Annotated in this window: 9 protein-coding genes; 3 read left to right on the forward strand and 6 right to left on the reverse strand. The window is 50.3% G+C overall.

What is annotated here, in order from left to right; genetic code table 11:
* Positions 1-172 precede the first annotated feature (172 nt).
* Genes AC3QL0_RS16035 through AC3QL0_RS16045 form a run of 3 tightly spaced genes read left to right on the forward strand, consistent with a single transcriptional unit; the run spans position 173 to position 6,096 of the window.
* Complete coding sequence (locus AC3QL0_RS16035; protein WP_493009372.1) at positions 173-1,417, forward strand: efflux RND transporter periplasmic adaptor subunit; 1,245 nt, start codon at positions 173-175, stop codon at positions 1,415-1,417.
* Complete coding sequence (locus tag AC3QL0_RS16040; protein WP_493009373.1) at positions 1,414-4,590, forward strand: efflux RND transporter permease subunit; 3,177 nt, start codon at positions 1,414-1,416, stop codon at positions 4,588-4,590. Before AC3QL0_RS16035 ends, AC3QL0_RS16040 begins: the two co-directional genes overlap by 4 nt.
* A gap of 18 nt (positions 4,591-4,608) precedes the next feature.
* Positions 4,609-6,096 carry an efflux transporter outer membrane subunit gene (locus tag AC3QL0_RS16045; protein WP_493009374.1) on the forward strand — a complete coding sequence of 496 codons (1,488 nt, stop codon included), beginning with the start codon at positions 4,609-4,611 and terminating at the stop codon, positions 6,094-6,096.
* A gap of 160 nt (positions 6,097-6,256) precedes the next feature.
* Here the strand turns inward: AC3QL0_RS16045 and glmS are convergent, their stop codons facing one another.
* The 6 genes from glmS to AC3QL0_RS16075 all read right to left on the reverse strand — a co-directional run bounded on the left by glmS (position 6,257) and on the right by AC3QL0_RS16075 (position 13,778).
* Positions 6,257-8,086: a glutamine--fructose-6-phosphate transaminase (isomerizing) gene (gene glmS, locus AC3QL0_RS16050; protein ID WP_493009375.1), complete on the reverse strand. Its 1,830-nt coding sequence runs from the start codon at positions 8,084-8,086 to the stop codon at positions 6,257-6,259.
* A gap of 109 nt (positions 8,087-8,195) precedes the next feature.
* Positions 8,196-9,146: a glycosyltransferase family 9 protein gene (locus tag AC3QL0_RS16055; RefSeq protein ID WP_493009376.1), complete on the reverse strand. Its 951-nt coding sequence runs from the start codon at positions 9,144-9,146 to the stop codon at positions 8,196-8,198.
* Positions 9,147-9,206: 60 nt separating this feature from the next.
* Positions 9,207-10,265, reverse strand: a complete 1,059-nt coding sequence (locus AC3QL0_RS16060; protein WP_493009377.1) for a glycosyltransferase family 4 protein — start codon at positions 10,263-10,265, stop codon at positions 9,207-9,209.
* 12 nt (positions 10,266-10,277) lie between these two features.
* Positions 10,278-11,693, reverse strand: a complete 1,416-nt coding sequence (locus tag AC3QL0_RS16065) for an MFS transporter (protein WP_493009378.1) — start codon at positions 11,691-11,693, stop codon at positions 10,278-10,280.
* Between the two features lie 5 nt (positions 11,694-11,698).
* Positions 11,699-13,066 carry a bifunctional UDP-N-acetylglucosamine diphosphorylase/glucosamine-1-phosphate N-acetyltransferase GlmU gene (gene glmU, locus AC3QL0_RS16070; protein ID WP_493011014.1) on the reverse strand — a complete coding sequence of 456 codons (1,368 nt, stop codon included), beginning with the start codon at positions 13,064-13,066 and terminating at the stop codon, positions 11,699-11,701.
* Between the two features lie 28 nt (positions 13,067-13,094).
* Positions 13,095-13,778 (reverse strand): PhaM family polyhydroxyalkanoate granule multifunctional regulatory protein, encoded by a 684-nt coding sequence (locus tag AC3QL0_RS16075; RefSeq protein ID WP_493009379.1) that lies wholly within the window; start codon positions 13,776-13,778, stop codon positions 13,095-13,097.
* Positions 13,779-13,789: the final 11 nt, after the last annotated feature.

Raw genomic sequence — 13,789 nt, forward strand, 5'->3', positions numbered from 1 at the left:
TGGAAGGTCAAACACCTGTGAATACATCACCTCTTTTTGTCTGAGTTGCGTGATTCCCCCCTAGTGTCTGAGGCTTGACCTTCCAATCGTTGCAACTTCTAACGTGGCTCCATATTTATGCAGAAACGCTTCGGAAGGGCCGAAGCCCTACTGCAAGCAAAGGAGCATACCCATGCATCAAAAACTAAAAATTGTCATGGTGGTAGGCGTGATTGCAATTGCTGGAGGCATTACACTCGCTATCCGTGACTTGCCAGCCGCCACCGCTACCACTGCCGCATCAGCCACGGCGCCGCAGGTACCTGTTGCAACTGTGCTGTCTCGCACAATTTCTCCCTCCATAGAATTTACAGGCTCTTTGGCTGCTCTCAACACAGTGGAGCTACGTTCACGCGTAGGTGGAACCATTGACAGCGTGACCGTCCCAGAGGGTCAACTTGTTAACAAGGGTCAATCACTTTTTCAAATTGACCCTCGCCCATTTCAAGTTGCACTGGACACGGCCACAGCCCAATTGCATAAAGATGAGGTGTTAGCCAACCAAGCACAAACCGACGTCAATCGTGCCCAGCAACTTGTCACTACCGGGGCAATTTCCCGTAAGGCATATGACGATGCCGTGTCTGAACGCAATGCGCGTCAAGCTCAGGTACATGCCTCTAAAGCAGCAGTAGCTGCAGCCAGGCTAGATTTATCCTACGCGCACATTACAGCCCCTATATCTGGTCGTGTAGATCGCATACGCATTACCGAAGGCAACTTGGTCAGTGGTGGCACTACCGGAACTGCCACACTGCTTACCACCATTGTTTCACTCGACCCTATACATGTGTATTTCGATATTGATGAGGCTACATATTTACACCTCATCAAGCAGGCTAATCCAGATAAAGAGACAGCGACCTATACACTGCCAGTAGCTGTAGGGCTCAGTAACGATCAAGACTTTCCTTATCAGGGAAAGCTGGACTTCATCAGTAATCAATTGGATCGCAGCACAGGCACGATACGGGCGCGTGCTTCTGTCGCAAACCCGAATGGCCATTTAGTTCCTGGATTATTCGCCAGAGCCAAACTCACCACAGGCGAGCCTCGTTTAGCTACTCTCATTAATGATCAAGCAGTAGGTACCGACCAGGGCAAGAATTATGTACTCGTTGTAGATAACGATAACCAAACACACTACAGGTCCATTGAGCTAGGCCCGATGATTGATGGGCTGCGTGTTATTGAGTCTGGCCTACATTCTGGTGAAAGAATCATCATTAAAGGTCTAGTACGACCAGGCATGACCGTAGCCCCTCGTATGGTTGCCATGCACACCCTAGAAGAAGAAACTGCTACCCCTGAAGTCTCAGAAAACCTAGAGCCTGACCAGCACATCTCGCCTGATGCATCGGAAGGAGATAGCCAATGAAGTTTCCTCACTTCTTCATCGCACGGCCAATTTTCGCTATTGTGCTCTCGCTCTTAATGCTTTTGGCTGGGGCTATGGCATTCTGGCAATTACCACTTAGCGAGTACCCGGCCGTTACGCCCCCTACCGTACAAGTCACTGCTAGTTATCCTGGCGCCAACCCCGAGGTCATCGCCAACACCGTTGCCGCGCCACTGGAACAGGCCATCAATGGCGTAGAGGACATGCTGTACATGAACTCACAGATGGCCACGGATGGCAAAATGGTGCTGACTATTGCCTTCAAGCAAGGCACCGATCCTGACATGGCACAAATTCAAGTGCAAAACCGTGTATCACGTGCGTTGCCCCGCCTGCCAGAAGAAGTACAACGTATTGGTGTAGTCACCCAAAAAACCTCTCCTGATGTACTGATGGTGGTGCATCTCATTTCCCCTGAACAGCGATACGACTCACTGTATTTATCCAACTTTGCCATACGCCAAGTACGGGATGAACTAGTACGCTTGCCTGGTATAGGCGATGTACTAGTTTGGGGTGATGGGGAATACTCCATGCGTATCTGGCTAGACCCAGGTAAAGCAGCCTCTCGTGGGCTAACAGCCAGTGATGTAGTCGCCGCCTTACGTGAGCAAAACGTACAAGTAGCAGCAGGTTCAGTAGGCCAACAACCTGACACCTCTGCTGCTTTTCAAGTGACCGTCAATACACTAGGTCGTTTGAGCAATGAAGAGCAATTTGGCGACATCGTTGTGAAAAGTGGTGCAGACGGACAAGTGACCTACTTACGTGATATCGCACGTATTTCTTTAGGTGCAGACTCCTATACCTTACGCAGCTTGTTAGACGGCGAACCCGCCACAGCCCTACAAATTATTCAAAGCCCCGGTGCTAACGCCATTGATGTGTCCAACGCTGTGCGTGCCAAAATGGAAGAGCTGCAACAAGGCTTTCCACAAGACATAGAGTATAGGATTGCCTATGACCCCACTGTGTTCGTCCGTGCGTCATTACAATCGGTGGCCATCACTCTGTTAGAGGCTATTGCTTTAGTCGTACTGGTTGTCGTGCTATTTCTGCAGACATGGCGTGCCTCTATCATTCCCCTTGCCGCTGTACCCGTTTCCTTAGTGGGCACATTTGCGCTCATGCACATGTTTGGCTTCTCGCTCAACACCCTATCTCTATTTGGCTTAGTGCTTTCAATAGGGATTGTGGTGGATGACGCCATTGTGGTGGTAGAAAACGTAGAACGACATATGGCGCTTGGGCTTTCTCCTAAAAAAGCAGCTCGTAAAGCTATGGATGAAGTCACCGGCCCTATTTTGGCCATTACTTCTGTACTCGCAGCCGTCTTTATTCCTTCTGCATTTTTGTCTGGCCTACAAGGTGAGTTTTACCGTCAGTTTGCACTCACTATCGCCATCTCCACCATTTTATCGGCGATTAATTCGCTGACACTGTCTCCTGCTTTAGCCTCTATCCTATTAAAACCGCATCACGAAAGCGTTCATGCAGATTGGCTCACACGCCTAATGGACAAACTTTTGGGTGGTTTCTTCAAGCGGTTTAACCATCTCTTTGATAAAGCATCACACTCCTATGTAGGTACAGTCCGTCGAGCTGTACGCGGCAGCGCCATTGTTCTGGTGCTGTATATAGGTTTTCTCGGCATGACATGGCTTGGCTTTCATCAAGTTCCTAATGGTTTTGTGCCTGCTCAAGATAAATACTTTCTAGTAGGGATTGCTCAACTACCTAGTGGTACTTCGTTAGATCGCACGGAGGAAGTAGTAAAGCAAATGTCAAAAATCGCACTCGCCGAGCCAGGTGTAGAAAGCGTTGTCGCCTTTCCTGGGTTATCTGTGAATGGCCCAGTGAATGTTCCAAACTCGGCATTACTGTTTGCCATGCTCAAACCCTTTGATGAGCGTACTGACCCATCCCTCTCAGCAAACGCTATTGCAGGCAAACTAATGGCTAAATTCAGCCAAATACCCGATGGATTTTCAGGTATTTTTCCACCACCCCCTGTACCAGGTTTGGGTGCTATGGGCGGTTTCAAACTACAAATAGAAGATCGTGCCGGACTAGGATTTGAGGCCTTACAGCAAGCTCAAGGCATGATGATGGGCAAAGCTATGCAAACACCCGAGCTAGCCAACATGTTAGCCAGCTTTCAAACTAACGCACCTCAATTACAGGTAGACATAGACCGTGAAAAAGCCAAATCACTAGGCCTATCACTCACTGACGTCTTTGAAACCCTACAAGTTAATCTAGGTTCACTTTACGTGAACGACTTCAATCTCTTTGGTCGCACCTATAGGGTCATGGCACAAGCCGATGCACCGTTCCGCATGCAAGCTGATGACATCCCTTTGCTCAAAGTACGGAATACCAAGGGTGAAATGATCCCATTAAGTGCCTTTTCCACGATTACCCGCAGTTCAGGCCCCGACCGTGTGATCCACTACAACGGTTTCCCATCAGCTGATATTAGTGGTGGTCCTGCTGCCGGCTACTCCTCGGGGCAAGCTACAGATGCGATTGAGCGTATTGCTCGCGAAGTGTTACCCGAAGGTATGACTTACGAATGGACAGATCTGGTTTATCAAGAGAAACAGGCAGGCAACTCGGCCCTATACATTTTTCCTCTAGCGGTACTGTTAGCCTTCCTGATTCTTGCTGCGCAATATAACAGTTGGTCTTTACCTTTTGCAGTGCTGCTCATTGCTCCAATGGCCTTACTTTCTGCAATTTTAGGGGTCTGGCTGGCTGATGGTGATAACAATATCTTCACACAAATCGGTTTTGTAGTACTTGTCGGCCTGGCTGCTAAGAATGCAATTTTGATCGTAGAGTTTGCCCGTACTCAAGAAGACCAAGGCGTAGACCCACTAACAGCCGTACTAGAGGCTGCACGTTTACGCTTACGTCCTATTTTGATGACATCACTTGCTTTCATTGCTGGGGTTGTGCCGCTGGTCTTTGCATCGGGGGCAGGTGCCGAAATGCGGCATGCCATGGGGATCGCTGTGTTTTCTGGCATGTTGGGCGTCACACTATTTGGTTTGCTGCTAACGCCTGTGTTTTACGTCGTAGTACGCAAATTAGCTTTAGGCAAAGCACGGTGCGAGCCCCTTCCCACTTCCCGCGATTTACGCGCTTAGCCCAAGGAGTGCAGAAAAATGTACAAACTATTAGCCCCTTTACGGCAACCTCGTGCAATCGCTTTATTAGCCATATCAGCAGCACTATCTGGTTGTTCTATGGTCCCCACCTACGAACGACCAGCACTACCCGTGGATGCTCATTTTCCTTCTGGTGTAGCATATAGCACCGAACATACCAGCCTCATCCACGTCGGCGATATCGGATGGCGTGATTTCTTCCGTGATCCGCTGCTGCAAGAACTGATTACCCTTTCACTCTCCAACAATCGTGACCTACGTACCGCTGCATTAAACGTAGAAGCTGCTCGCGCGCAATACCGCATACAACGAGCAGATATGTTTCCTACATTACATGCAACCGCAGACAGTGCGTCTCAACGCCTCCCAGCAGACCTGAGCGTAGATAACGAAGCCGGTATTAGTCGAAGCCATCAAGTAACCGGCGCAGTATCGTGGGAAATTGATCTATGGGGGCGATTGCGTAGTCTCAACCACGCCGCACTTTCTACCTACATGGCCCTAGACGAAACCTATCTTGCTACGCAGCTTAGCCTGATTGCCGAAGTCGCTAATGTCTATTTGAGCTTACGTGCGAACCAAGAGCTGCTCGCCTTAACGACACAAACACTCACCACCCAACAACAGACCGTTGATCTAACCAATCAACTGCTAGTCATAGGAGAGGCGAATCAACTGGACCTGCAACGTGCTGAAATGGCGCTGCGTACTGCTGAAGCCAATACCGCACTCTATACAAGGTTGGTCGCACAAGACCGTAACGCACTTGTTTTATTACTTGGACAACCTTTAACACCAACGTTAGCAAACCAAGTAGATCACGCTGAGCACCTCTTTCATACCATCCTCCCCACGACCCTACCTGCAGGAACTCCTTCTGACTTGCTAGCCCGTCGTCCTGATATACGTGCGGCTGAACACCAGTTACGTGCTGCCAATGCACGTATAGGTGCTGCACGTGCCGCTTTTTTTCCTTCTATCAGTCTGACTGGAGCTGCCGGTACAGCCAGCTCCAGTTTAGATAATTTATTTGAATCAGGTTCAGGTATGTGGAGTTTCATGCCTAGTATCTCACTCCCTATTTTCAGCGGAGGTTCCTTACTGGCTACTCTGGATGTAGCCACCATACGCAAACAAATAGAAATTGCACGCTACGAGAAAGTTATTCAAACCGCTTTCACAGAAGTAGCAGACAATTTAGCGGGTAAACACACGTTGGACCTACAAGTACAGGCGGAAGAACAACGCGTTATTGCCAGCCAAAAAGCGTATGTTTTCGCTGAGCAACGCTATCTAGAAGGGTGGGATAACAGCCTAAGCCTGTTAGATGCACAGCGGACTCTCTACAGTGCCCAACAGACATTGATTCAAACCCGCTTGCTACGTTTCCACACCGTCATCAATCTGTATAAAGCACTGGGCGGTGGGTGGTCAGAACAAACAACGCAAGCTTATGTGTCCGCATATAACGCTATAACACCGTAATACACAGTCATTCACTCCCTATTTTCAGGCTCTTCCTGATCATAGATACAAAAACACGCTACCAAACAAAAATCCCAGTGTGCTTTTCAGCATCGCTGGGATTTTTAAGACCTACATCACCACAAACACACCAATACGCCTTTGTAGCGGGTAAGGAGAATTACTCTACCGTCACACTCTTCGCCAAATTACGCGGTTTATCCACGTCAGTACCACGCGCACATGCTACGTGATACGCCAACAACTGTAGTGTCACGGCGTGCAATACCGGTGACAACAACCCGTAGTGCTCAGGCATGTGGATCACATGGATGGTGTCGCTGCTGTTGATCTGAGTATTAGCATCGGCAAACACGTACAACTCACCGCCTCGTGCGTGCACTTCTTGCATGTTGGATTTCAGTTTTTCCAACAACGCGTCATGCGGTGCAATGGTGATCACTGGCATGGCTTGCGTGACCAGAGCCAATGGGCCGTGTTTCAATTCGCCAGCGGGGTAACCTTCGGCGTGGATGTAGCTAATTTCTTTAAGCTTCAGCGCACCTTCCAAGGCGATGGGGTAATGCATACCACGGCCCAAGAACAAAGCGTGCTCTTTGTTCGCAAAGCGGCTTGCCCAGGCAATCACTTGGGGCTCTAATGCCAACACAGCAGAGATGGCCACGGGCATATGACGCAATTTACGCAATAGATCAGCTTCTTGCTCTGCAGACAGCTGGCCTTTCACTTGCGCCACTACCATTGCCAACAAGAACAAGGCCGTTAGCTGTGTAGTGAAGGCTTTAGTGGATGCTACACCCACTTCCACGCCCGCACGGGTGATGTAAGCCAGTTTGCTTTCACGTACCATCGCACTAGAAGCCACATTACAGATAGTCAGCGTGTTTTCCATACCCAGCTTGCGGGCATGCTTTAATGCCGCCAAAGTGTCGGCTGTTTCACCAGACTGGGAAATGGTTAGTACTAGGGTACGTGGATTAGGTACGCTGTCACGGTAGCGGTATTCACTAGCAATCTCTACGCTCACAGGCACTTTAGCTAAGGACTCTATCCAGTATTTAGCTGTCAAACCAGCGTAGAAGCTAGTGCCACATGCCAAGATCAATACTTGATCAATGTTCTGGAAAATCTCTTTAGCGCCCTCACCAAACAATGCTGGGCTCACGGTTTCCACGCCTTGTAATGTGTCGCCTACTGCGCGTGGCTGCTCAAAAATTTCTTTTTGCATGTAATGGCGGTACGGGCCCAAATCGGCCTCACCAGCATGCAGATGTACCGTGTGTACTTCGCGTTCACAAGGCACACCCTGCACATCGTAAACTTGTACGCTATCCAAATGCAGATCCACTACATCGCCATCTTCCAGATAGATAATCTGGCTAGTTTCACCGGCCAATGCCAGCGCATCTGACGCCAAAAAGTTCTCGCCTTCGCCCAAACCGGCTACCAATGGCGAACCATTACGTGCACCGATCAAACGGTGTGGCTCGTCTTTAGCGATCACAGCCAACGCATAAGCGCCATGCAACTGTACGCAGGCCGCTTTAACTGCTTGCAGCACATCACCTTGGTACAGTGAGTCAATTAAGTGGGCAACCACTTCAGTATCGGTTTGGCTCTCGAACACATAACCAGCTTTGGTCAGTCGTTCACGCAGCGCTTCGTGGTTCTCGATAATACCGTTGTGCACCAAGGCAATACGGGTTTGACCGGTGTGGCCCGAGAAGTGGGGGTGTGCATTATGTGTAGCTGGTGCGCCGTGTGTAGCCCAACGTGTGTGTGCAATACCGGTCACTGCCTCTAGCTGCAGAGACTGTACTTGTTCCGCCAACACTGCCACCCGTTCAGTGCTACGCACGCGTTGCAATTCATCGCCATGAAAAACAGCGATGCCGCACGAGTCATAGCCTCGGTACTCTAGGCGCTTCAAGCCTTCTAGCAATACCGGGATAACATTTCGTTGTGCTACTGCACCTACAATTCCACACATAATACTTGCCCACCTAAGGTGTAAGATAATCTGGAAATTTTAATTTTCCTGAAGCCTGTTGTGTATCTTTTTTTAAGTCACATCATCAAATAACCGTACCGCACTTGCATCACTTTGCCAACAGGCTGCAACAGGCGTTCACAACTGTTTCTAAAGGAACGGTATTTATGGGCTGACCTGACTCGGGCACTATACACACGGCATTCGGCCTATCCCAAAACCACTCTGGCTTAGTTTCGTCAAAAACCGCTACTACAGGTACCTTACAGCCCTGCGCAATATGTGAAGGCCCACAGTCATTCGTAAGCACCAATGCCGATGCTTGCACTAACGCGCATAAATCCGGCAGTGGCGGTTTATCCCAAATCTCAGCTTTATCTGCTAAGTGCCAATGCGCTAGACGCTCGCGCTCTTTATGTTCATCAGGCCCCAGCACAAAACATACTTTATCGACTAGACCTCGCTGTAGACAGGACTCTGCCGCCGCTAAGAACCGCTCAATGCCCCATTTTTTAAACTCGCCTTCGCCAGCGCCTGGCATGATGGTCAAGCGCCGCTGTGACATCAATGTTGTTCGCAGCTCCGCATTGGCTAATGACTCCAGACAGGCGCAAGATACCGCGTAAGCATCTGCAGGCTGCAGAAGGTCTACAAGTGCCAAATGTCCCTCAGTACGGTACACACTAAAATCTTGTTTGCAGCGCTGCGTCCACACCCAATCTAAGCCAAATCGGCCACTATAACTTAACCGTTTAGCCGGTCTGCGTAGCAATGCTAATAAACAATGTTTCAAGCTCGTGGTGTGCAGAGACACCATCAGACTACAGGACGAATCAATGGCGGCAAGCTCATCCCTGAATGAGTCTGCTTGTATGACTTGATCTACCCACGGTAGCTGCTTCAAGAAAGCAAAAGCCCCTGCACGCACTACAATTTTCAATGTAGCGCTGGGATACAACTGCTTTAATCGCCACAATGTGGCAAACATAGTGACCTGAGCGCCAAAAAATGGACGATTACGGGCAAAAACCACTATGGTTTGTGGCTCTGTGGTTGCCATATATTCTCTTGGTATGAAGGATCTTATACAAGGTAGCGTATGCTGCCCAAAACGCTACCGCTATGATTGGCGCTCATGGTCATACAAATCACAATAACGGTCAACCATCAGCGGAATAGCGTGTTGTTCTACTACCCACGCTTCCGCCTTAGCCACCATATCTCTACACAGTGATTCGTCTTCCAATAGCTGATCGCAGGCTGTAGCGATCGCCTCGGCATCGCCTACATCACACAAGATACCGCGCCCAGCGTCTAGCAACTCGGGAATACCACCAGCTCGTGTTGCCACAACGGCTGCTTCATATAAGAACGCATCCAAAATGCTAGAACCTAAGGCCTCTTGCTTAGAGGTCAAGACGAAAACATGCATCAACCTATACATGTTTTCTATGTCACGCCTAAAGCCTACGATGTTATAAACCTGCTCCAAGCCCAGCTCTTGTATTAGCTGTTGAGCGGCAGCGAGTTCACTACCACCCGCACCAAAATGCAGAAACACAAAGTCTTGCCGCTGCTGCCACAATGCATGCACGGCACGTATAGTGGTTAGCGGGTCTTTTTCTGCAGTGAAAGCCGCACAGGTAGCAATCACAAATTTGCCTGCCAGATGCTGTTCTTCTGAGAACGCAATAATCTGGTCTGGGTCGGGAGGCACAAACTCTACCGCACTAGGGATGATGCTCACCTCTAGCCCCATTGAGACAGGTGCTTGTGCAGCCGCGTGGCTAATCGCCACAAACTTATCCACACGCCTCCACTTTGCCAAGGTGCGTGCTGCTTTGGCCGCTTTGACATCAAAGCTGGTGCGACGGGTATAGACAAGACGGGCTTGCAACCACGATTTCATGGCTGCCACGACTGTTAAGGCTCCAGCGGTCTGTACATGCACCACATCAAAGGCTTTACGGTGACACAGCAAGAAGAAAAACAAACCGCCGTTCCCGCTTACCCCCTTCACTCGTAAGCCTGCTTGTGCAGCGCGTTTGAATAGGGCTTCGCCTTTCCTGGCCAATACGGTCACGTGATAACCACGCTGTTGTAACTCTGTAGCGGTCAACAACGTCTGGCGCTCCCCGCCGCGCCATCCCCGCTCAAGGTTTACCATCAAAATCTGCATGGGTATGTTCTACTATAAAAAATCTGGATCTGTTTCCGGGTTGCGCTGGCGTACGATATTAATTCCCAACGCCACAAGAGCACACACCACTGCGGCCCCTATACCCCATACGGCACCTTGTTCTGGGCTAGCACCAAACACCAACGCCACCAACGCCGTACCAAAACTTTGGCCAAACACACGAGTAGTCGCCTGAAGACCACCAGCCACGCCACTGCGGCGTCTCGGTACCCCTGCCAGCATCGCTTTATTATTGGGTGTTTGGAAGAACCCGAAACCTACACCACATAACATCATGGACATCATGATTTGCCAGTCGGCGGCACCTGCGCCCCACCACAGCAAGCTGGACAAACCTATGGCCGTCACAATCATCCCCACCATACACAACACAGCCACCGGGAAGCGCCCTGACAAGTAGGCCGACAATGGCGCCATGACCACTACGCCTAAAGGCCACATGCCCATGTACAAACCTATGTCGGCATAGCTGGCTTCAATCACCTGCACAAAATAGAACGGCAAGCTCACCATCGCGGACATTTGTGTGGCGAAGGCAAACAACGACGCCAAAACGGCATAACCTACCGAGGTGATGCGCAGAATATCGACGGGCACTACGGGTGCTTCTTGCTGCAAGGAACGGGCTAACAATATGCGCGCGCTAAAGGCAGCAACGATCAAGCAACCCAACGACCATATAGGATGCGATGTAAGTAAATCTAAACCCAAAATTGCCAAACCAAATACTGCTGCGCTCAGCAAGCACGCCAACCAATCAAATTCACGGGATACCCGTGGGCTTTCAGGGAGGTATCGCACCCCTAACCAGGTCAGCGCACAAATCGGTACAGTGATAAAAAATATCCACCGCCATGACGCTACATCTAGCACAAAGGCACCAATAGACGGTGCCAACACGGCTGCGGTAGACACCACCACCACGTTCAAACTAATGCCCACTGCCAGTTTTTCCAGCGGATAAATCATCCGCACTAAACTGCCAAATAGACACATCAACATCGAGGCGCCCACACCTTGCATAATGCGCGACATCAGCAACATGGCAAAGGACTGCGAGAACGCTGCGCTACACGATGCCACCAAGAAAATAACCGTGCCAGCGACAAATAACCGCCGCAACCCTATACGTTCCGCTACCGCCGACAGCGGCAGTAGCGTCATCACAATAGTGAGGCTGTACGCGATAGGAATCCACACCACTCTGGACGCATTGATGTGTAGCTCTTCGGCAATAACCGGTAACGCCACGTTGGACATGGCTGCGTCCAACACCGAAATCGCAATCGCCAACAGCAACGTGATAACCGCAGGAATGCGCTCACGTAATGGCAAGCCATCAGGCCCTTCACAGCTTGCAGGGCTAATGACCTCGTCTTCAAGAGGAGAGTATTTTTCGCTTGGCACGCTAGTTATTTTTTGACCGGCCTTTTCCAGTTGCTAATGGTAGTTTGCGGCGTACGTGAGAGGGTAAGTTCTTCTTCTGGTGCATCACGCGTTAAGGTTGTACCTGCCCCCACAGTAGCCCCTCGGCCTACTCGTACAGGAGCAATTAACTGTGTGTCTGAACCAATAAACGCATCATCTTCAATGATGGTGCGGTACTTGTTCACGCCATCGTAGTTGCATGTGATGGTACCGGCACCAATATTGACACGTTCGCCTATCTGCGCATCGCCTAGATAGGACAAATGACTAGCTTTGGTCTCAGCACCCAAGGTGCTGTTTTTCACTTCTACGAAGTTGCCCACCGCAGCACCTCGTTCCAGCACAGCACCTGGACGCAAACGCGCATAAGGGCCAATACTGGTTTGCTCCGCCGCACGGCTTTGATCCAAATGGCTAAAGGCATGTACGACTGTACCTGCTCCTAGCTCTACGTTCTTCAGCACACAATGCGGGCCTACGCGTACGCCATCGCCCAACACTACCGCGCCTTCAAACACGCAACCCACATCAATATAGACATCACGACCACACTGCAAGCTGCCGCGTACATCAAAACGGGAAGGGTCCATAATGCTCACGCCTTGCTCAAGCAAGCGACGAGCTTGTTCTGCCTGCCATGCACGCTCTAGCTGAGCCTGTTGCACACGGCTGTTTACCCCTAAGGTTTCCCAAGGAAAAGACGGGTGTGCCGCATTCACTGTCACGCCATCAGCCACAGCCAAACCTACAACGTCGGTCAGGTAGTACTCACCCTGTGCATTCTTGTTATCAATGCGTGATAACCAATCGCGCAGACGCACAGTAGGCGCAGCCATAATGCCGGTGTTTACCTCACGAATTTGGTGCTCAGTTTCTGAGGCGTCTTTGTGTTCCACAATACGACTAATGGTGCCTTGTTCGTTACGAACAATACGGCCATAACCAGTAGGATCTTCCAGAAACTCAGTCAGAATGGCCAAACCATTCTGACGAGCTTCTAGCAGTGCTTTCAAGGTATCGCTCTGCACCAACGGCACATCGCCATACAGCACTAAGGTTGTGTCATCAGGATGCTCACCCAGCAGTACAGGCTCTGCCTGCATGACCGCATGACCGGTGCCCTGCTGGGGCTGTTGTAACACCACGTGTATGTCGGTTTGGCCTGCTAAATACTGCTGCAACTGCTCGGCACCATGACCAGCGACTACCACAATACGGCTAGGTTCCAGTTGACGCGCCGCTTCCACGACATGCATCAACATAGGTTTACCCGCGATGGGGTGCAATACCTTAGGCAATGCAGACTGCATGCGTTTGCCCATACCCGCTGCCAGTATTACTACATTCAGCATCATATTCCTGTATTCCTCAACCTAGTTATTACTTGCTACTTTTGCGTGCACTTTTACTCGCCGTGGTACCACTAGCAGGTGCTGTAGCGGCCTTCTTCACGACTTTCTTTACTGCCTTCTTGGCAGCTTTCTTAGCCGTAGCCGGACGTGCGGTACTGGTAGGTTTAGCAGCTCGGCGCATCGTGGAGTCGCCAGACACTGGCTGTACTACGCCAGCCATGCCATCCACCATATTCTGTGCACTTTGCATGGATGCTGCAGTGGCCGATGCTACAGCATTGAACTGCTTTTGCAGCAAATCCCATACCGCTTGACCAGCATCTTGCATGCCTTGCTCGGCTGCTTTTTTCAGACCTTCGTCCGTACCACTGGCCATACGCTCACCCGCCATTTGTGTGGCTTGCTGAGCAAAATTTTGTACAGTGCGTAATGTGGCTTTCTGGATTTCCAAGCCTTGAATCGTGCCTTCTAACATGGACAGATTCAATTTCAGCCAATTTTCTACAGCGCGTAGATCGCGTAGACGCTTTTCCAGCTCTTCAGGTGACAGCATGGCGGCAGACGCATCGGCAAAACTGCCAAAGCCAGCACCTCCCCCCATAGACTCCCAAGCAGTGCGCATCATGTCTAGTGACGCAAACAATGGATTCTGAGCAGAATCCGCATTCATACCACTTCCCATCATTCCGGGTATATCAAAAGGATTACGCATGGCTTTACCCC

The sequence above is a fragment of the Paenalcaligenes sp. GW821-LYS-B07-1 genome, assembly GCF_058803365.1.